Origin of the sequence: Vibrio sp. L85 (assembly GCF_963871815.1) — a bacterium.
GTDB classification, from domain to species: Bacteria; Pseudomonadota; Gammaproteobacteria; order Enterobacterales; family Vibrionaceae; genus Vibrio; species Vibrio harveyi.
Window position 1 is genome coordinate 61,532 of record NZ_CAWMYL010000011.1, and the last position, 20,956, is coordinate 82,487.

18 protein-coding genes are annotated in these 20,956 nt (G+C 42.1%); 6 read left to right on the forward strand and 12 right to left on the reverse strand.

The genetic code is table 11. From position 1 onward, the window contains the following. Nucleotides 1-9: 9 nt before the first annotated feature. A complete protein-coding gene (locus AACR11_RS01525) occupies nt 10-1,197 on the forward strand; it encodes an ABC transporter permease (RefSeq protein ID WP_029788134.1) in 1,188 nt (395 codons plus the stop codon). Further along, nucleotides 1,194-2,345 carry an ABC transporter permease gene (locus tag AACR11_RS01530; RefSeq protein ID WP_079325481.1) on the forward strand — a complete coding sequence of 384 codons (1,152 nt, stop codon included), beginning with the start codon at nt 1,194-1,196 and terminating at the stop codon, nt 2,343-2,345. The genes AACR11_RS01525 and AACR11_RS01530 overlap by 4 nt, the downstream gene beginning before the upstream one ends. A 293-nt stretch (nt 2,346-2,638) precedes the next feature. Here AACR11_RS01530 and AACR11_RS01535 read toward each other — a convergent pair whose 3' ends face one another. Beyond that, on the reverse strand, nt 2,639-3,979 hold the full coding sequence (locus tag AACR11_RS01535) for a hypothetical protein (RefSeq protein WP_079325483.1): 1,341 nt from the start codon (nt 3,977-3,979) through the stop codon (nt 2,639-2,641). A gap of 3 nt (nt 3,980-3,982) precedes the next feature. After that, a complete protein-coding gene (locus tag AACR11_RS01540) occupies nt 3,983-4,225 on the reverse strand; it encodes a hypothetical protein (RefSeq protein ID WP_029788130.1) in 243 nt (80 codons plus the stop codon). A 298-nt stretch (nt 4,226-4,523) separates the two neighbouring features. Here AACR11_RS01540 and AACR11_RS29835 point away from each other — a divergent pair, with 298 nt between their 5' ends. Further along, a complete protein-coding gene (locus tag AACR11_RS29835; RefSeq protein ID WP_079325485.1) occupies nt 4,524-4,646 on the forward strand; it encodes an SEC-C metal-binding domain-containing protein in 123 nt (40 codons plus the stop codon). A gap of 339 nt (nt 4,647-4,985) precedes the next feature. Here AACR11_RS29835 and AACR11_RS01545 read toward each other — a convergent pair whose 3' ends face one another. Then, nucleotides 4,986-5,867, reverse strand: a complete 882-nt coding sequence (locus AACR11_RS01545; RefSeq protein ID WP_005446023.1) for a LysR family transcriptional regulator — start codon at nt 5,865-5,867, stop codon at nt 4,986-4,988. 191 nt (nt 5,868-6,058) lie between these two features. Here AACR11_RS01545 and AACR11_RS01550 point away from each other — a divergent pair, with 191 nt between their 5' ends. Beyond that, a complete protein-coding gene (locus AACR11_RS01550; RefSeq protein ID WP_029788129.1) occupies nt 6,059-7,255 on the forward strand; it encodes an MFS transporter in 1,197 nt (398 codons plus the stop codon). A gap of 205 nt (nt 7,256-7,460) precedes the next feature. Here AACR11_RS01550 and AACR11_RS01555 read toward each other — a convergent pair whose 3' ends face one another. The 3 genes from AACR11_RS01555 to msrP form a co-directional block, all read right to left on the reverse strand. After that, the gene (locus tag AACR11_RS01555) at nt 7,461-8,969 is read right to left on the reverse strand and encodes a DUF3360 domain-containing protein (RefSeq protein ID WP_050932498.1); all 1,509 of its coding nucleotides are present in this window, start codon (nt 8,967-8,969) and stop codon (nt 7,461-7,463) included. 416 nt (nt 8,970-9,385) lie between these two features. After that, nucleotides 9,386-10,003, reverse strand: a complete 618-nt coding sequence (gene msrQ, locus AACR11_RS01560) for a protein-methionine-sulfoxide reductase heme-binding subunit MsrQ (RefSeq protein WP_005446026.1) — start codon at nt 10,001-10,003, stop codon at nt 9,386-9,388. After that, entirely contained in the window at nt 10,000-11,004 is a 1,005-nt protein-coding gene (gene msrP / locus AACR11_RS01565; RefSeq protein WP_005446028.1) for a protein-methionine-sulfoxide reductase catalytic subunit MsrP, read from the reverse strand. Before msrP ends, msrQ begins: the two co-directional genes overlap by 4 nt. Nucleotides 11,005-11,276: 272 nt before the next feature. Between msrP and AACR11_RS01570 the strand changes: the two genes are divergently transcribed. Then, a complete protein-coding gene (locus AACR11_RS01570; protein ID WP_029788127.1) occupies nt 11,277-12,647 on the forward strand; it encodes an MATE family efflux transporter in 1,371 nt (456 codons plus the stop codon). Nucleotides 12,648-12,902: 255 nt separating this feature from the next. Here AACR11_RS01570 and AACR11_RS01575 read toward each other — a convergent pair whose 3' ends face one another. From AACR11_RS01575 to AACR11_RS01595, 5 genes are all read right to left on the reverse strand, one after another. Continuing rightward, entirely contained in the window at nt 12,903-13,466 is a 564-nt protein-coding gene (locus AACR11_RS01575) for a uracil phosphoribosyltransferase (protein ID WP_009697478.1), read from the reverse strand. 2 nt (nt 13,467-13,468) lie between these two features. Next, on the reverse strand, nt 13,469-14,731 hold the full coding sequence (locus AACR11_RS01580) for an HAD hydrolase family protein (protein WP_079325487.1): 1,263 nt from the start codon (nt 14,729-14,731) through the stop codon (nt 13,469-13,471). Beyond that, on the reverse strand, nt 14,728-15,636 hold the full coding sequence (locus AACR11_RS01585) for a radical SAM protein (protein ID WP_009697476.1): 909 nt from the start codon (nt 15,634-15,636) through the stop codon (nt 14,728-14,730). The genes AACR11_RS01580 and AACR11_RS01585 overlap by 4 nt, the downstream gene beginning before the upstream one ends. Beyond that, nucleotides 15,633-16,862 (reverse strand): ankyrin repeat domain-containing protein, encoded by a 1,230-nt coding sequence (locus AACR11_RS01590; protein ID WP_009697475.1) that lies wholly within the window; start codon nt 16,860-16,862, stop codon nt 15,633-15,635. The genes AACR11_RS01585 and AACR11_RS01590 overlap by 4 nt, the downstream gene beginning before the upstream one ends. Nucleotides 16,863-17,324: 462 nt before the next feature. Continuing rightward, complete coding sequence (locus AACR11_RS01595) at nt 17,325-18,683, reverse strand: aminotransferase-like domain-containing protein (protein ID WP_029788124.1); 1,359 nt, start codon at nt 18,681-18,683, stop codon at nt 17,325-17,327. Between the two features lie 161 nt (nt 18,684-18,844). Here AACR11_RS01595 and AACR11_RS01600 point away from each other — a divergent pair, with 161 nt between their 5' ends. Continuing rightward, nucleotides 18,845-19,453 carry a LysE family translocator gene (locus AACR11_RS01600; protein WP_005446042.1) on the forward strand — a complete coding sequence of 203 codons (609 nt, stop codon included), beginning with the start codon at nt 18,845-18,847 and terminating at the stop codon, nt 19,451-19,453. 133 nt (nt 19,454-19,586) lie between these two features. Here the strand turns inward: AACR11_RS01600 and AACR11_RS01605 are convergent, their stop codons facing one another. Next, nucleotides 19,587-20,753: a hypothetical protein gene (locus AACR11_RS01605; RefSeq protein ID WP_079325489.1), complete on the reverse strand. Its 1,167-nt coding sequence runs from the start codon at nt 20,751-20,753 to the stop codon at nt 19,587-19,589. Nucleotides 20,754-20,956 lie beyond the last annotated feature (203 nt).

Genomic DNA, 20,956 nt, shown 5'->3' on the forward strand with positions numbered 1-20,956 from the left:
CTTAAGACTATGACGATTCAAATCTCACAACGACAAATCCTGCGGCGCGATAAGTGGTTATTATCTTGCCTGACATGGGTGCCGATCTTATTGGCCGTCACTATTTGGGGTGTTTTCTCTGCAGGTATTGCAAGAGATCTCCCGATTGGTGTGGTTGATTTGCAGCACTCGCAGTTGTCACGCAAGATGATTCAATCTCTTGATGCCTCTTCCACTCTTTCTGTTGATTATCACTACACTAGTTCAACAGAAGCGAAGAACGCGATGATCGAGGGTGATATCTACGCTTATGCTGTGATTCCCCCTCAATTCGACCAAGACATTCTTTTGCATCGACAACCTCAACTATCGGTCTTCTTTAACAGCCAATACATTTTGGTTGCCAAGTTGATTAACTCAGCGGTCGCGCAGTCTCAAGGGTATTTTGATGCGCAGTTAGAAACCATGGGTAACCTAGCAAAAGGCAACACCACAACACTTGCAGCTATTGGTCAAGCCGTGCCGATTTCCACCCAGATTACAGCCTTGTTTAACCGCAACACCAACTACGCTCAGTTTTTGGTAACAGCGATTGTTCCGGCGATCTGGCAGATCTGTGTCGTGGTCAGCACCATTTTGATCCTCGCAGCGCATTTTCGCCTTTATGGTAACGGCAACAATAGTTTTGCTTTCTTAGGCGAGCGCCCTTTCACTCGACTAAGCAAAATTCTAAGCCAGTACATTCCTGTCTTTATGGCACAAGGCGCGCTGTTCTTAGTCTGGTTCTACATGGTGCTTGATTGGCCGATGGAAGGCAGTTATCTGGTGATGCTATTAGCGCAGTTCGTAACGACTATCGCATGCATCATCATGGGAGCGCTTTTCTTCTTCCTATCGATGGACCCAGCACGTGCGATGAGCTTTGCTGGCGCATTTACCGCACCGAGCTTTGCATTTATGGGGATAACCTTCCCGGTTTCCGACATGAACGCGTTGGCGCAGGCATGGCGAGGATTGCTGCCAATTACGCATTACATCGAAGTTCAAGTGGACCAAGCAAGCTACGGCGCAAGTGCGGCACAATCTATCGGCTCACTCTGGCCGATGGTTGGGTACATTATCCCGCTACTGATGACGGCAGCGTTATTAGCAAAACATCGCAACACAGCTTTGCTAAACAGCGCATCTTCAACAGATAGCAAACAGGAGGCAGTATGACACTGTGGCAACTGATTAAAACAGAACTTCGCTCAGTGATGACCAACCCTGTCGTGGTACTGACGGTCTTTGGTGGCGTGGTATTTTACTCCTTCTTATACCCGCTTCCATACGCACAACAAACACCGAGGGAACAGCCAATAGCGATTGTGAATCTCGATGGAAGCCAAACCAGTCTAACCTTAGAGCGCATGGTCGATGCCACGCCTCAGGTTAAGGTAGTGACACGTTTACATACTATTGCCGATGCGAAACAAGCATTCTTAAACCGAGAGATAACTGGCTTCTTGGTGATTCCAGAACACTTCTACAAAGATTTGATGCTTGGCAGCAGCCCTACTCTGGCTTATGCCGCCGACGCTTCTTACTTCTTAGTGTACGGCACAGTCGTCGAAGGTTTAGCACAAGCTGGTGGTACGCTTGGCGCTCAAGTTAAAGTAAGCAAGATGGTGATCGATGGCGTGCCACTAAGCATGGCGAGCCACGACTACTCAGCAATCAAGCTCAACATGAAACCAACCTTCAACCCAACCATGGGCTACATCGAATACGTGGTGCCAGCGGTGTTTGTATTGATCCTTCAACAAACGTTGATCATGGCAGTCGGGTTGCAAACCGGTACTCAGCGCCATGGTCGTGGGTATTGGTCACAAGTGCCAACAGGCGCTCTGTTGCTGGCCAGAACCTTGGTCTTCGTTGCTATCTACTACTTACTCAGCGCCTATTATTTTGGCTTCAGTTTTGAACGCTTGAACGTCAACCATGTTGCCAACGCAGGTGAGCTACTCACCTTGTTATTGCCATTCTTACTTGGTTGCTGTGGTTTAGGTTTGTGGCTCGGATACTTGTTACCGAGACGCGAGTTGGTGACATTGGTCGTGCTGGTTAGCTCAATGCCATTAATCTTCTTAGCAGGCTTTATTTGGCCGGTTGAGTCGATTCCTGCACCGCTGCTTTGGTTTGCTGATTTGAGCCCGAGCACATGGGCAATCAAAGGCTTTTTAGCACTCAACCAAATGGGCGCAACATGGCAGCAAGTCGCAAAACACTGGACTGCTCTTTGGATACTGACGGTACTTTGGGGCGGCGTTGCTTATTGGATCGCCAAACGCAATACCAAACCAGTAGTAACAGAAAGCTTAGGTTAACGGCTTTTCATCCAATTAAGAAAGGGGCTCACGTAGCCCCTTTTTGTTTGTGTCGATGTACTAGTGATTAAGTCAGAAGAGTCGTTGGCTTATTTCTGGACAGAAACGTTTTAGGCGTGCTGCTCTAAACCATTTCGATTAGATTAGAAAAAGTATCTTGAAGCCTTAAACGTTTGTTATAACCCGCCCCCCGGTACATTTGGGTAACTTACAATCCAACGATCAGATGACTCAGAGTTTTTGTACCAGTTTATCCAGGGAGTAGGTAGGACCGTTCACGAAAAGAAGATATTTCATTGCATGACTGCGATAGCAGTGTTCTTGGTATAGAGAAGATACCTACGTTCCTCTTCACCTACCTCGATTACATAATATAGCGATTGGTACAAGTACGGTCTAAGGTCGGGTAAGGTGCGCCTGACTTTGTTTATATTGAGGAAATAACCGCCTCGTGCCATTAATACTGCAAGTTGCACATTTGAAATACGGTCAGTGTCAACAGAGTAATCAATAAATATATCTGACAGGCTAAGCCCTGCACCAACATATGGGTAGAGAATTCCTATACCAAGGTTGAACGCAGATGAATACAAAGCAAATTCTCTATCATCATGATCTCGTCTCTCAAAAAAGCCTTGCCAAAAAATCGTTGACTCTTCATCTAGATATGTCTGCTTTGCTAAGTAACCATCGTATCCCTCACTCTCAATAGTTTTGAGTGTTGACTTGGGTATTTCTAGGTATTGCTTACCTAGTTGTATTTGTCCGGATAAGCGGTAACTTTTCAGTAGGTAACCTTGCCCATATTTTATGATATTGAAAGGGTCCCACCTATCAGGTTTAGCATTTAAATACCATGGGTCGTTATCATATTCACAACTGTCCGGTAATCGCTTAGTCTGATCTAACCTACGGTAGATGTAACTTGCGTTATATTGCCACTTTGTATCCCACTTTAGGTTATAACATCCTCCAAGCAAACTAACTCGAATTGCTCTATTTAAACGTGGGTCATTGTCCTTAACTTGAAGATAAACATAGTCTGTTGTTCGATAAGACTCCTGTACAGCAGTCGGTTCAAATAGCTCCCATACTTTGTCTGGCTCAACATAAAAGCGACGTAGTTGCCATTCATTGGCAACTCTAGTCAAAGTATCTTTTTCTATTGCTCCTTCACTATTGACTATTTCAGAGACATAGCTGAGTGGCTTACTTAGCTCACTCACCTTTAGGGTTCCAACCATGTCTACATCTGGCAAAACACTAGACAAAATTTCAAACGCTGCATTCTGCCCTTTAATTTGCTTACTAAAAGATGTGCCGCGTCTGTTTATTGCTGTTCCGATGAAAAAAGATTCAGCGTGATCTGGTCGCGTAATCAATAGATTGACTTTATCCCCACTAATCTGAATTCGTTCACCATCTAATCTTGATATATTTATGGGATAAGTACCTACAGGTATTGAAATACTTGGCTTCTCCAATGTAAGTGAGATGAGGGTGTTATCGATATAGAGTTCACCAATAGCATGACCTTGAAAGGTAGTGTCAGTCCTCAACAAAGTGAGATCAACCGCGCTTACACTGAAGGTTGCGAAATACAGCAAACATAGGCCAACAACTACCTTTGACATGATCTATTCCTCGATATCATCGAAACCTTCTTCAATTTCAGCATCCGGCACCTCTGTCACATCAGGCACAGTACCTTCAACATCGATTGGGTCAATAAAAGTTATAACCGTTTTTTCATTACCGTGATCATCTATCTCTATGTGCACATCATGTCGGCCGGCACCGGCTTCACTATCCATTTCCTGCTGTGCTAACGTCATGAATGACAATAAGACAGATATCATTAATATGAATATGCTTTTCATAAAGGTTCTCCTATAGAATCCCTATAAAAGTATGATTCATGGAAAACAGTAGGAATTATTTATTGTGGGATATTCATGAACAAGTTGATATAGATCAAGCTTGCATCATCTGAAACGATAGAGATACTTTTTTAGACATGCTCGTCTTAATGAATATTCTAAAAAAACTTTGTCAAGTTCATCGTTAAAAAATAACTGAGACCTTGGACAGTACGTTCTTCAAGGTAAGCTAAAACCGCTTGGATTCAAGGATGTACTAAAAGTTGAATTCGATAAGGCAAATGATGCCTATGTTGAGTTGAAGCCTAATCAGAAATGCTTTTGTGGCTCAGGAGTCAAATTCAAGAAGTGCTGTCGAGGTAAGACAACTGCTCGTCATAAACATTATGAGTTCATTGAGATAGGCCTAATAGACGACTAGGCACTCCGACCACATTATGAAAATCAATCCAAAATTAACATCCTCAGAGCAAGCTGAGCATTTATGCTAACAAGCTTTGGGGCAATTTCGTGTTACATACCTCGTCAGCACGCCTTTGGACAAAGATACGTTACTAAGAATTGACCATTAGCAATTCATGAAGAACATAGTGATTGGAAGAGCAGTTCTTATAAGAGTCTAATCTGTCTGATAAGATCTACACACTAGAGGAAGACGGTGAAACAATATATTTCATCAGAGACATCAAGCTCATACAATGACTCCAACCTCAACCGATACATTAATAATAAGTTCACTGATGGTCTCGCTTTGAACGAGCTACAGATCCAACTTCGGCTGAATAAAATCAATGAACGCAGAAATCCTCTTGGCGACAGAAGAAGATTTATAATAAACCGCATTGATTTGCTCTCGACCGGAATGACTGATTTTCTCTCCCTCTAATAAAGAAATTAATCTTCCCTCAGCAATGTCTTTCTTAACCATAAACCCAGACAGACAGGCGATACCATTTCCCATCAAAGCAAGTTGTCTTACTGTTTCACCATTACTTGAAGTTAGCGTTGGTATTAGTCCAGAAAAACCTTTCAAAGGCCATTCATTAAGCGTTTTCGGCGTTGAAAACCCTATCGTACTATGATGCTCTAAATCACTACTTTGGCTCGGAAAGCCACGCTTTGCTAAATAATCAGGTGAAGCCACAATGTAAAGTAAACTTCTACCCAAAGGCTTCGCATGTAACGTTGAGTCACTTAATGCACCGATTCGAATAGCGACATCGGTTTTCTTCTCTAGCAAATCTACGAACCCTTCGTTGGAGGTCAGCTCCAAATCAATATCAGGGTAAGCTTGATTAAACGACTGTACCAAAGGCACTAACTGATGAAAGACAAATGGACTGGCGGCATCGACGCGTAACTTCCCTTTGGGTAATTCACCACGGGATATGATCTCATCTTCTGCCAACTGCAACTGCATTAATCCTATTCGTACCGAATCAACAAATTGTCGCCCCTCATCCGTTAATTCAATCCGCCTTGTCGTTCTGTTTAATATCGTCACACCAAGTTGGCTTTCCACCTTACTTACCGCTCGCGATGCCCGTGCCACCTGTATATTTAAACTGTCTGCTGCCGCTGTAAATCCGCCAGTATCGATCACAGAAAGTAGAATTTCTAAATCATCCGATTTTGTACGCATTTTTGCCTACCATTTTCTGAACCGTTTAATTTTAATTATTGCATTTATAACAAATATCATTTGCTAAATAACCTATTTTTTGCAATGGAATTTCAACGCAGAATCTCTCCACCAAATCAGGACTCAGCAACATCTTGATAAACACATTCGTTGCTATGTACCTGAACCTAACAAACAAGAGAGTAAATGAAATGCCATTAGCACTACTCGCATTGACGCTTAGCGCCTTTGCCATTGGAACAACAGAATTTGTGATCGTAGGGTTGATCCCAACGATGGCTTCTGACTTAAATGTCTCACTACCATCCGCAGGACTGTTGGTGAGCCTTTATGCACTGGGTGTTGCAGTAGGCGCACCTGTATTGACAGCCTTAACAGGTAAAATGAATCGTAAACACGTGTTACTTGCGGTTATGTCACTATTTGTGATCGGCAATCTATTAGCCTGGCAAGCACCTGGTTATAACACTCTTATCTTTGCTCGCATTTTGACTGGTTTAGCCCATGGTGTATTTTTCTCTATCGGTTCTACGATCGCTACAGGTCTTGTGACTAAAGAAAAAGCAGCAAGTGCGATTGCGATTATGTTTACAGGATTAACTGTTGCGCTAGTGACAGGCGTACCACTTGGGACTTACATCGGTCAAACCTTTGGTTGGCAATCGACTTTTCTGATTGTTGCGTTATTGGGGCTAATTGCGTTGGTTGGTAGTGCTTTCTTAGTTCCCAGCAACCTAAAACAGCCTCCTGCAGCTAAACTGTCATCACAGTTAAAAGTGTTAACTCAGCCAAGACTTCTACTCGTTTATGCGATTACAGCGCTAGGTTACGGTGGTACATTTACTGCTTTCACTTTCCTTGCTCCAATTTTGCAACAGGAAACAGGATTCAACGCCAATGCTATCAGCCTTATTATGCTGGTATACGGTGTATCCGTGGCGATTGGTAACATTTGGGGCGGTAAAATGGCCGATAAGATGGGACCAATTAAAGCGCTGACAATTATTTTTTCTGGGCTCGCCGCTATCCTAGTTATATTTAACTTTACTGCAGTTAACCCTATCACAGCGGTAGCGACCATTTTAGTTTGGGGGGCTTTTGCATTCGGTAATGTACCTGGTCTACAAGTTTATGTAGTGAAACTAGCTGAAAAATACACTCCTGATGCGGTAGACGTCGCATCTGGTCTAAACATTGCGGCGTTTAACGTTGGTATTGCTCTTGGTTCTTGGGGAGGCGGTATGATCGTGTCTGAAATGGGGCTGATGCATACCCCTTGGATTGGTGCCGTGATAGTTCTCGTTGCGCTGGCTCTGACTCAAGTCAGTGGTAGTCTTGATAGACGTACAACAATTCATTTGTCAGAAAAAAGCGTACTTGTGAAATAAGCCTTGTAATGTCCACTAGAAGCTGGTCAATGCTCTGTATTGACCAGTTCATTCTTAATTTGAATGAATTTAGGTACTACACAATGAAAACCATTTTATCACCGGAGCAATTCGGGACCAAAAACGGTTTAGTTCAACAGAACTAAACCGTTTCTATCAGGTTAGAAAAATGTTCTTCAAACCATAAATCGTACGATGAGCCTATCTAACGAAAACTTGGGATAATTGCTGGAATCCCCGGAAGTAAGCCAACCAATGCCATTACGCTCGTTAGCACAACAAACATAATGCCAGGCAATACCCAACGACTCATTTTACTGAGTTCCCCACTACGTTCTTTACAGCCGACTAAGCCTAAATTATCTAGCAACATGGTGAGAGACCAGCCAAATGCAGGGTTAACGAGCGCTGAAGAAAATACAACAATCGCTGCCGATTGAGTGGTTTTACCTTCACGCGTCATTTCCATTCCTGCTTCTAGCAAAGGCACAAATACCCCAACAATAAGCGCAACACAAAGTACAGGTTGCCAGATCGCTAAGTCCATTGGGTAGCCCCAAACCGCGGCGATGATACAGAACAGTGCTGTTAGCAAAGCACCAGCAGGAATTGGGCGTTTAGCGATAGCCGCCGGAACGATGTAAGTTCCCCACGAAGACGTAAAGTTAGTACCACCGAGCAAAGAGCCGAACGTCTGACGAATGGAAGCGGTAGTCATCGTATCGTCGATGTTCATATGTACTTTTTCTGTACGCTCTGGATAGCTGATTTTTTGAAACACTTGATGCCCTAAAAAATCAGGCGACCACATGGCTACGGCTAAAATAGCAAAAGGCAATACCACCATGAAATGCTCAATCGTAGGTAAACCTAGCATCCAACCCGTATCTTCCCCCCACCAATACATCGGATTCATATTAGGTAAGCCGGGCTCGGTTTGAAAAGAAAACGGAGCGCCCATAGCAAAAGCTAAAGTACCGCCTAGCAAGCAACTAAGAGGAACCGCTAGCCAACGCTTACGAAAGTGTTCCAGTAATGCATATAAAATAATGGTGCAAAAGATCACAACAAAAGCAATGTGGCTCATCCCTATTCCCTCTGCCCATGCGAACAGCTTTTTGACTTGAGAGACGGTTCCAACAAAGCCAAGGTAGAGCAATAAACCACCACACACGCCTTTACTGGTGAGATTTGCCAACATGCTGCCACCTTTACTGATGGCTAACAGTATGCCAAAAGCGCCAATCAGCAGACCAAAAGCCATTGGGTGCCCGCCTGCTGCAACGACGATAGGAATTAATGGGATGAGCGGGCCGTGTGTACCCGCGAGGTTTGCAGTCGGCAATAGAAAGCCTGAGAAAAGAATAATGAAAACAGAGGCGATGAGCAGTTCATAACGTACATTTTCTAAAATAAAGCCTTCATTCAACCCTAGCGCTCCGGCAAAGGTTGCAGCAATGGCTCCCACCATAACAACTTTACCAATAGTCGCGGCCATCGCTGGAATGGTGTCTTCTACCTCGAATCGATAATCTTTAAACGGCAAATTGGGACGCCAACGTTTAGGCGCCATGATCTGTAACTCGTGCTCTAAATATTGTTCTCGGGACTCAAACTCCGAGCTAGGTTTATGTTGTTGTTCATAAGTGAGTTCATCCTCACTGGCTTTAGGCTTATCTGTTCGAATATGTACGGACTCTAAAGTGCTGCTCATTGTGATTCCTTTCGTTCACACTCTAAGGTGTGTTTTTCCAACCAACGTTGTTTGCTCAATAAACGAAGATTAAGCAAGTCGTTGTCTCTATATTCTCTGCGACAAGAACTCGATAACTGACGTTTATGAACCCTTTAAATTAAGTTGCTAGTACCTTATACCAAACGAAAAAGTACAAATAGTCTCAGATGGTTAGACATTAGTCGTAGGGTTCGGGCTAACGGTATGAGCGTTGTGATGGGATCTGATAGACCTAGCTCAAGGTCTTTGGTGAAAGCGAACGAAAGGTGTGGAAGCCTGGTGAGCCAACAGCAACAGAAAGCTTGGGTTAGCGGCTTTTTATCCAATGAAGAAAGGGGCTCACGTAGCCCCTTTTAATTTATCGATTCATGTGTCGCAATTAGTCTAACAGCGCATCAACTGGATAATAGTTTTCGAAACACTCGCTGTTTTAATGTCTTCCATCGAGCAAAAAGCAAACCAATAGCGATTAAAATGTAGATCGTCGGCTCTGCTACCTCTGACTTCACCGACCAATAGAAATGAATCGGCGCCAATATCGCAGCTAAGTAAACCCAGTTATGCAGCTTTTGCCATTTAGGACCCATCTTGCGTTGTATAGATTGAGTCGAAGTCACCGCCAGAAGTAACAAGATTACCCACACTGCTGCACCAACGGTCAAGTAAGGGCGTTTGACGATTTCAGAGGCAAGTAAGCTCCAATCTAACCCTAAATCAAGAACAGCAAACGCAACCAAATGAAGCACTGCCCAGAAAAAGCTGTAGAGCCCGAGTAGTCGTCTGACTCGAACTAACAATCCCTGCTTGGTCCAACGCGCAAGCGGAGAAACCAACAAGGTAATAAACAGCGTATTCAGCGCGCTAATACCCGTGTAATGGATAATGCCTTGAACAGGGTCGCCACCTAAGTTGTCGGTATTAATCGCAATAACCAGCAGACCTAAAAAGCCTAAAGAGACAAGATGGATAAGGACCTTAAGCGCAATGATGTGTTTTGGCGTCAGCTTTCTCAATAGAACTTCCTCAGGTCCATATTCTTATAGAGATGCGCCACCTCTTCCTCGTAACCGTTGAACATCAATGTTGGCTGTCTGCGAGTGCTGAGTACACTGCCCTCACCGATGAAACGCTCGCTTGCTTGGCTCCAACGTGGGTGGTCAACATTTGGGTTCACATTAGCGTAAAAACCGTATTCATTTGGTGCTAAACGATTCCACGTTGTTGGCGGCTCTCGGTCAGTTAAACGAATTCGAACAATAGACTTAATGCTTTTGAAGCCATACTTCCACGGTACAACTAAGCGAAGTGGCGCACCGTTTTGTGGTGCAAGCGTCTTCCCGTATAAACCGACAGAAATCAGTGCGAGCGGGTTCATTGCTTCATCAAGACGAAGCCCTTCGACGTAAGGATATTCAATACTGCTAAACGAGCCTTGGGCTGGGAACTGTTTCGGGTCGTAGAGGGTTTCAAAAGCAACGTATTTCGCGCTACTTTTTGGATCCGCCATTTTGATGATGTCTGCTAGAGGAAAACCAATCCACGGAATGTTCATTGACCATGCTTCGACACAACGTAAGCGATAGATTCGCTCTTCTAGTGTGAACTTGTTAAAGATGTCATCGTAGTCGAGCTTAATCGGGTTATTCACCAAGCCGTCGATCTCAACCGTCCATGGGTCAGACACAAATTCAGAAGAGTTTTTCGCTGGGTCAGATTTATCGGTACCAAACTCATAGAAGTTATTGTATTTCAAAACCTTGCTCTCAGGAGTAAGAGAAAGATCCGCTTGATACTGCTGTGGCTTAGTCACACTAAGATCAATTCGATTATCTGAGACTGGCTTTTCCTTTGACGAGAAGATGTCCAAAATACCAGCTTGTGCATTCGCAGCGAGTGGCATACCGACAACCGCAATGCCTAACTTTTTCAATATTTCACGACGCTCTTTATAGACGGACTCTGGCGTCGCTTCGTTTTCAGATAAAGCCCAGCGATGATTCTTCTTAATCCACATAATCTTCCCCGAATGTGTTCATACTTTAGTAAATAGCGAACTGGTAATACGTTGATTAAGACAGACCGTAGCAATGGCAGTTCTATTTCATAGAAAACGAAAAACCGATATGCATATAAGTTTGCAATTACTATTCAGCCGCACTGTGGAACACGCAACGACTTCATTATTAACCAAATCTAAAAACTGATTTAGGGATTACCCCTCTTATCATTAACAATCACAACTCTATACTGGCATTGTTCCCAAACTTTCCAATCATGAGCCTTGTGATGCTAGCGATTTCCTCGACTTTAAAATCCGTTCTCGAAAAAACACTGCCGTTAACGGTCGGTCTCTTTGCGATCATGTCAGTACAACTTATTGATGCAGTGTTTATCGGCAAGCTTGGTGTAAACGAGCTTACGGTGCAAGGTATTACCATGCCTTTCCAAGCTGCATTTATCGGCATTCAAGTCGGCATCGGTGTCGCGGCAACATCGATCATTTCTCATGCTTTTGGTGCAAATGACACACGACGAGCTACCAATACGGCTTCACTTGCATTGCTTGTTGGCAGCGCTTTTATCGCACTTATTGGAGTTACATTGTGGTTGATGGAACAAAGTGTGTTTTCCGCATTTATCTCTGTGGAAGACGGCGGCACCCAGTATCAGCAACTCGAAGTGTTATTTGGTCAGTTCTGGGGCTTGTGGTTGTTGAGCGCACTATCGAGTGCTGTGCTGTATTTGATGACCTGTGTTTATCGTGCGAATGGTGACACTAAAGTCACTGGCTCCGTTTTTGTCATCGCAAGCCTTATCAACCTCGTACTTGATCCAATCTTTATGTTCGTTCTTAACATGGGGATCGCAGGTGCAGCGCTAGCATCTATGCTTGGTTTTGCTATCAGCGCGGGTTACATGATGCAAAGAGCCAAAGGTCGCCATTGGTTCGCTCCTTTCTCTTGTGCTTTAGCCAGCAAAGAGGATTTCAATCTACTGATCAAAACCACGATTCCAACCATGATGAACCAAATCTTACCGTCAGTCAGCGCGTTCGTGACTGTGATGTTCATCGCTCATCTTGGAACCAATGAAATTGCGTTTTGGAGTTTGCTCAACCGAGTCGAGAGCTTCTTGCTAATCTTCACATTGGCGCTCACCATGTCGTTACCACCGATGATTGGTCGTGAGCTCGGTGCCGAACGTTTCGATTCAATCCAAGCGCTTGTTCAATCAGCTTCTCGCTTTGTGATCTTGTTCCACTTGGTCATCGCAACTTTGTTGGTGGTAAGTTTACCAATCGTTGTTCCTCTACTATCGGCGGACAACACAATGCAAGATTGGTTGAAGCTAGCCCTTTGGGTGATTCCGTTTAGCTACGGTCCTTTAGGCTTATGTATGGTTGTCACTTCAATCTTTAACGCATTGGGTAAACCCAAAACCGCCCTTTTCGTTTGCTTCGTTAGATTGCTGGTTCTGTACATCCCAGCGATTGCGATTGGTTCGTTACAGGGTGACATTTTTACTATCGTCATTGCGGCAACAATAGCGAATGTACTCGCTGGATTGTTTTCATGGTTACAGTTAACGAGCTATGCAAAACAAAACTTATCCGCTACTCATGCCCTCTTGATGAAAGTAAAAACAGCAGAACAATAACAGATAATGAATTAGAAAAGAGAAACGCCCACACCTTCATATAAGTGTGGGTGTTTGTGTTTGTAGAACTGAGAACGCAAAATGTTTAGCTGCTCTTTCTTTTGCTTTCTTTTGGCATGTTTTTTGGGCAAGGCGATTTAGCTCTAGCGCGTTAGTATCAGACGAGGTGACATTGGTAAGAATAAATCTTGTTGCACCCTATAAACGAGATCAGTATTCAATCACTTAGACAGTACAACAAAGCGACGCTACATTTTATTCATACGTATTAAACAATCTATCACCTGTATCAGGTCCCTTTCCACCAGAGATGACTTGAACCTTTGCTCCCTCGTACTTGTTATTTGATACTCGTACAGTATATAAATCATAGCTCTCAAGTAGCTCAGTCGAAGAACTTGGGATCACTGTTGTAGCAAGTTTTACAGAGGTAGTATCTGGGAGCTGGTCAATTAGATCAAAAACACTTTTACCCGAATTGATTACTGCATCAACAATTATAATGTCTTTGTCTTTAATAAGTTCGAGGTCTTCATTAGAAACCTTATCATCATAGACGAAAATTATTGATGCATTACTACCCAATTGTTCAAGCTTGTCTGCAATGCCATTGCCAAAACACAAACCTGCACGCATCAAAATCAGTACGGCATAATTTTTTTGTTGATTTGAAGCTTTTGATATTGGTTCTGCAATTAGCTCTCCTAGCTGATAATGTGCGGTTCTAAGTATATAGCCCATCGACATTGAACCGCTTTTACAAGTCTCAATCAGTTGTTCAACATTATTATTTTGAATGCTTTCATTTAATACGTACATAATTATACTTCTTCTAGTTCACAGAATTTTTTAAGGTCATAAGACACTCCAACTTCAAATATTTGCTCAATATTTGTACACACAATCCCAGCTAAGTAAGATTCCACTGCCTTGTTTAATTTTTCGTGAGCAACCAAATACCCTTGATTTGCTGCTTCTAACATTGGAATATCAATCATCGAATCACCAATAGCCACAACGTACTTCCCTTTTTCCCTTAGTAGATTCGCTATTTCCTTCTTGAACAATGGAGTAACAAAATACTCAATTTCTGGTTTACAACTATTCCCCAACAAAACATCAAAAATTTGATGCTTTTCGTTAATTAAGCTCCAAATATCGAATACGCCTGACGTAACACCGATAACGATTGAATCTTTCTTACTCGATAAATAGCTAGATAAACTCTGACTTAGTTTTATCTTTTGCAAGCTTTGATTCGCAGCTTCTTCCACTTTAATAGAGCTATTCTTTTTGTACAGATTCCAAACTTTAAAGAATTGGTATGACGTATACCTATCATTTCTAAATATATATTTTAACTCTTCTTTTCTTAAGCCTAAATGTCTACAGAAATCATAAGTCCCGTCATTAATTGAAACTGTCTTATCACAGTCAACAAGGATAACCTGATTTGATTTTTCTAGTAATTCTTTATGCTTATTATAAAAACTTAGAGCTGAGCTTTGATTGCAAAGCTTTGAAGAATATGATCTCAACCAATAAGAAATAAATTGAATACTAGATCGGGTATCTTCATCTAAGATCACTAACTCTTTTCTCTGATTGTTACATATTTTATCCAATTTACATTTTTCATATTTCTTCCAATTTCGAACTTGTTCCACAGTAATCTCTAAATTTCTTTTATCTCCTTTACTTTTCCTCGAAAAATCTACAACCATTTCTGATGGAGTATCCAAATAAAAGAAGTGATCGTAAACATGTTCATCCTGTTCAGTGAAGACTACTTGGTAAGAATCGCCATCTATAAAAGAATAATGACCATCTACTAGTACGAGATCGTATTCTGAATTTTTTTCATTCACGATATCAGTAAATTTTTCTCGCAATGTTCTTTTTCTTGACTCTTCGAGACTTTTAAAGGGCTGTGAGAACATATCTTGAGCAAGAGCATTCAACGTCTTTGAACCCTCAATATGAATAGCTGTTAACAATGTAGTTTCCTGTAAATAGGCAATTACATTTTTGATTAGATAGTCTTTACCAGATCGAGATACTCCATAGATAGCTAACTTCATCATTTAACCTCAACATATTTGTCATAGTAACATTCACCATCTTGTAGAGGCTTCATCCTACCCATTTGAAATTCTAAATTTTCAAGGTCCATATCGAATGCACCATAGTTGTAATCTTCATTTCCATAGAATCTGCCGCACGGATAGATACCACGTTTAGTGATGAAAATATTGGTTCGACCTACTCCACAGAGTGTGCCATACATTGTACAGTCATATTTCTTTTTATTATTTTCATCAAGTTGACGAACTTCGAACTGGCTACCTCTAAAATCTTCAAGCAAAGACTGGTATTCGTCCTTTGATATTGTCATACTTTGATCGTGAGAATCAAAAAGGCGTGAAAACGTTACATCCTTAAAATTATTATCTTCAAGGTATGTTCTAAGTTTAGTTTTATTCAAAATAGTTTTGCTGTGCACTGTACAGTTTATAGGTGGCTTGTTCCCAAATTTAGATTCATACTTTTTCACTCCACTAAAAACAACATTATATTTCTCCCGACCTAAATTATGAAGCTCTTCATAACCATCCAATGAGAAGCACATCTTTATCGAGTCTTTGTGTTCCAAGAAAAAATCTAATATTTTTTCTGTTAAAATAGTTCCATTTGTAATGGTATAGAATGCTAATCTATCCAGATTATTGTTCTTTACATACTCGATAAGACCAACAATTTTCCTATACTGTAAAATAGGTTCACCAGAACCAACTATTCCAATTTTGAAGGTGGTTAAATTGTTAACTCGTGCATAATCATTTAGTTTTTTTGCTATTTTGATTAACTCATCAGTAGTAAACTCTTGCGGTATTCCACTTAACTTCCCATTATCTTCATTATGAAAATGGCAGTAAGCACATTTTAAGTTACATTGCTCTCCAAGAGATATACAAGCTCGATCAATCACTTCAAATTTCCTTTAAATATTTCAAATATATCGCTACTTTTCGGGTTATTTGCATCTAAATAGTCGATTGCTGTCTTGTTATTTCTACACCTAATCATCAAATCAGTTTTTTCAATTAGCATTCTGACCATTTTTATATCGTGCTTAATACAAGCTTTCATCAAAGGTGTATAACCGTTATTATCTTGTTGATTTGTGCAAGAATCGTGAGACAAAAAGTAATCTGCCGCTTGTAAAAAACCACTCCACGCAGCAATCATTAGAGGTGTGTTGCCAGCATTCTTACCTCCACTCCCATAGTCAAGATCAGCCCCGTTTTCGACCAACAGCTTTATTATTTCCAATTTCTTAACCTGCGTTGCATGATGGATAGCTGAGAAGCGGTATTTGTGTTTATCCCTTACATCAAGGTTTATTTCTTTTAATGTGAGAAGGTATTTGATCATCGGTAGGTCGCGATTTCTTACGGCACAAATCAATGGTGTTAAGCCACTATCAGGACTATGAAAATTAACATCAACACCCAGCATATCGAAATCCATAACTTGTTGAAGTTTCTTCGATTTGACTAAAGAACCAAACTCTATAGAGCGCACGACATCATAATCATTGTCTGCGGTGTGAAACTTCTCTATGTACATATTGGGAGTTATCGCTGTCAGATTTCTTGGTTCTCTAGTCAAAAACTGAAAATAGATATCATCACTTAACAAATAAACATCATCGTAAGGACAGGCTTTAGATCTCCTAATTGCTACATCAGCGATCTTTTCGTCATTGTTTCCATCCGTTTTGATGCTTCTTTCTATGCAGAATTTTGCTTTCTTCTCGGTAATGGATTTCATTACCAACCAAGCTTTTTGTTTTGTAGAAGGGTTGCCCCTGTCTTTCAGATTATTCAGTTCTGAAATCACAACTTCTGGTATTACGACTTCTTCAAAAAACTCTTCAAGCTCATCAATGATCGACGGTCTTTTGATCAACGCAGAGGTATCAACAACGATAACCTTTTTCTTGATTGAGGTATTACCAACCAACTCGTCAGTAGAAGTTTTAAATATTTTCGAGAGTTTTAGCAATTGAGACGAAGATGGCTCGTTTTTACCGTTTTCCCAATTTGATATCACAGGTCGAGCAACGTTAAGTTGCTCCGCAAGTTCTTTTTGAGACAGTTTTTGCTCATCTCTAAATGTTTTGATGTTCTTTCCAATTAACTCTGTCAGCATAATTTACACTCATATCCCTTAGCTATGCAACCAACGCCTTATGTGTATTGAAACATAACAGGGCGTTGCCATGGGCACAAGAAACAAGTTGCTGATGTATAAATACTTTACAGCGTGTAACTATGCGTGACACGTATTCTGTCTAGAATGACCTGATTGGGCGATGTTTTGAACATAACTATCACTAGAAAATGCTTAAATGCTGGGACCTTTCCCCGGGATCTGTATTCAACAAACCAAAATAATCTATTACAGAATCGATTAATAAGCGCATACAAAAATAGTTCCCGATTGAATAAAATCATCAGGTTCACATAGCCATATTGATTATGCATTTAGTTGGGTAATAAAGGCATAATGCTGCCCCAACTCTTTCGAGGCAAACACGTATTCCCAACATTCGCTCCTACACGCCTTTCAACAGAAACAAGCTTCGATGACTAAATATTACCTCTAGAGCATTTAAGTGAGCCGTGCGATTTGCTCTCTGACGGTCTCTAAAGCAGACTGCAATTGTGGGCGGCTTAGTGGACCGGCGAGTGATATCCTCACCGCTGCTGGCACTTCATACCGACCCACGGCAAACATTTCTGCTTCTCTCACTCTGACCCCATGTTTCAACAACGATTGGTTAAAGTGATACCCTGTTAATGGCTCAGGCAAAGGTAACCATACATTGTAGCCAGGGACGCCTATCTGGATTTCGGGAAATACAGCCTTCCAGATCCGATGACGCGCACTGAGTTCCATCGCGATCTCTTCGTCCACCGCCTGCATCGCTCCGCTGGTTAACCAACGACAAACCAGATCGATTATCAAAGGGCTAACATACATACAGCTGGCTCGTAGCGCTCGTTGCAGTAACTCTTTGAAAGACAATGGAAGAATGATAAAGCCCAGTCGCAACCCACCCGCGAAGTACTTAGAAAAACTGCCCACGTATAAGGTAATATCCGGAGCAATAGCGACTAAAGGACTCTTTCGATGAGATGGCGGGCAGTAGAGAACGTCGTCTTCAATAATCAACACATTGTAACGACGGCATATTTCTATGATTTTTAGTCTTCGGCTATCTGTTAATTGAGCTCCGGTCGGGTTTTGTATTCCCGGCGTGAGATAAAGCAGTTTTGGGCGATGCCTCTTACAGTGCAATGCCAGATCTTCTGGATCTAGTCCATGTTCATCGACTTTTACTGGCACTAGCTTTCGTTCGGATTGCTGACATGCATAGATGAACTCTGGATAACACAGCCCTTCGGCAAGAATAGTATCTTTTGGACGGCTTAATGCTTGAATAATCAGCGAGATCCCGTGTTGCCCTCCATGAGTCCACATTAGACGCCGTGCGTCAATATCGATATTAAACTTGCTCATCAGCCATTGTCGAAGAGTCTCGTTATGACCCTGAATGCCATCAGCGGAGTAGTAATCCAGCACGGCTGCCTGCGCGATCTCCTCGTGAGATAACTCTTTCAACGCATTCGCCAGAAATTTCGGCTGCGATAATAACAAAGGTCGGCAGCGGGCCAAATCAATGTCTTGTTCTTCCAATACCGGATGATAGAAATGGTTCAGTTCAGTTTCTCTGTTCCGAACATAAGTTCCACTTCCTACTTTTGGCTCTGTTAAGCCCCTCCGCTCAAGCTCCTGATACGCCCTTGTCACCGTTCCAACCGTCACACCCAAGCGATAAGACAAAATACGCTGAGGGGGTAATTTCGTATCTGGTTCGAGTTCACCACTCTCTATCACCTCAGCAATCGCATCAGCCAGTGCCATAAACTTAGGTCCGGAACGACCCGATATATCAGGGACTAACATTGTCTCTCTCCGAAGGGGTACAATTAATTCTTGTATTCAGGATAAATAAGGCCTGACGAAAATGAAATCAAAGAATTGTCACCATGACGCATTAACTGTAGGTCTCTCTCACTTTGCCCCTTTACTCTTGGCTCAGCTGCACTTATTTGAGAGGAAAGGAAATGACAACATTATGGGACCTAATGCCAGCGATGAGTTTATTTGCGTTTGTTACCGCCATCACGCCCGGTCCAAATAACTTATTGCTCGCCAACTCAGGGGCACAATTTGGTGTCCGGAAATCATGGCGACACCTAATTGGTATCCGTATTGGTGTTATCGGGTTAATTCTGCTTTGCGCGTGTGGTGCTGGCGTTGCTCTCCAGACTCATCCAAGTTGGTATCTCGCCATAAAATACATCGGTCTGGCTTACATGTTCTGGTTGATAATAAAGCTATTGTGTACCAACTCTTTCGCAGGTAAAGCCACCAAAAGCAAACCAATCAACGTAACTCAGGCTACGTTGTTTCAACTAGGTAATATGAAGGCTTGGATGGCATCACTTGCTTTGGTCACAAGTTATAGCCTCCCCTCTAGCTATTGGTTATCTGTCGCATTGATTACTTTCGTGTTTACGACATTCGGACTGCTTGCCAATATGACTTGGGTCTGGGTTGGTCAAAAAATCCGTGTTTATCTCAATACCACATTAAAGCAGCGTATGTTCAATATCAGCCTAGCAGCGATAACATTCATATCATTGTTACCAGTGTTGGAGCACTCAATCTGAGTACTAACGGTTAAGTAATACTGGCTGGTGAATCAAAAGAGATAAAACGCCCACACTGCTGAACAAGTGTGGGCGTTTTTGATTTTGGCGCCGTACCGAGTAACTGGATGAGCTCAATACTCTTCTGCGCGCTCTACAAAACTGGGACGTGGTGCGCTTCCACTTTTGTTTTATGAATATGGCTCATCTTATGGGTATTAACGAAATCTGTTCCATCCGCAAATTTCTTTTTCACGCTATTTGTCAGTATTGTAATGGTGTTACCAAAAACGGCGTCAGTGTGGCGGGGATATTCACACATCGTTGTCTTAACGCCACGTTCAGCAAATTCCTTCTCCATCTTACGAGAATAAGTAACGAATTCAGCCGGCGTGATTTGCTCGTCTAATTTCGCATTATCTACAACCTTGCTTATCACCTCATTTGGCGTTAGTGATTTATCGAGATTGTCTAAGATCTCCACTGCTTTTTTAGGATGCACAGTTGGCGCTCTTTCACAGGTGTACAATCCATAGAGGAACTCGACAACCATTTCGATCGCTTCTTTGTCGTGTCCACCCATCAGATAGCTTCCGTTACCTACTGCACCGCCAGAAAATTTGCTCTCGCCATTAAGGTGCTTAGCTAAATTGCCGTCTGGCTTTATGCTGACACCGATATCGAAGAAATAATCTCCGGCATTTAGGGCGAGTAAGGAGACCATGTTCTTTGCAAAGGCAGGACTACCGTAGTTGATGCTTGCCTCATACAGCTCTGTCATCTTCTTCGCAATGGCAGGTGTTGCCATGTTTTTCTTCGTCAGTAATTCATCAACTGAAACGAATTTAACATTCTCAGGAAGCTCTACACGTGAGTCGTAACAGGTTCGACCTTTCGTACGTCTATCGACATAAATAACGTGTTTCACCTTTGGAGTGACTTTAGCATTACTAATTACATTCAGCAGACCATGTTCTTTTTCAACACTTGGAATAACATTGTCTTCGCCACTTTCTGCTTTTGTATTGACCCAGCAATAAGCAACTGTCTTGGTCGGTAGTTTGGAAAAACTCGGTTTTGCACACAACAATGAACTGAGACCACTCTTTTTCTTTTTTTCTTTTAATGGCGTTAGTGCGACGTCGGTGTTTTCGTTGTTGCGCTCAGCAAGGACTCTTTCTCGGTTAGCAGCCCAGCGTTTATTGTCTGCTTGCGTAACTTTTAGTTCTTCCCTTCGAGCTATACGCTGTTGTTCAGCGCGTTCTTGGACGGATTGTTGTGCTTGTTCGGTGTGGTCACTTGGAGGAGATTGATATCGCATTAAGTTTGCCCTAATTACCAAATGTAAGAATTTGTTACAATATGATAAATTTGACACTTAGAATAAAGAGTGGTGATGAAGTAACCGTTCAAGAAGGTATTATTACTAAACAAAAGCTCATTATGAAGGGGAAAATTCATTTATTTTCTCTTCGACCTGTTCGCTATTAATACGTTAAAACCAATAAATAATTTATAGTTAAG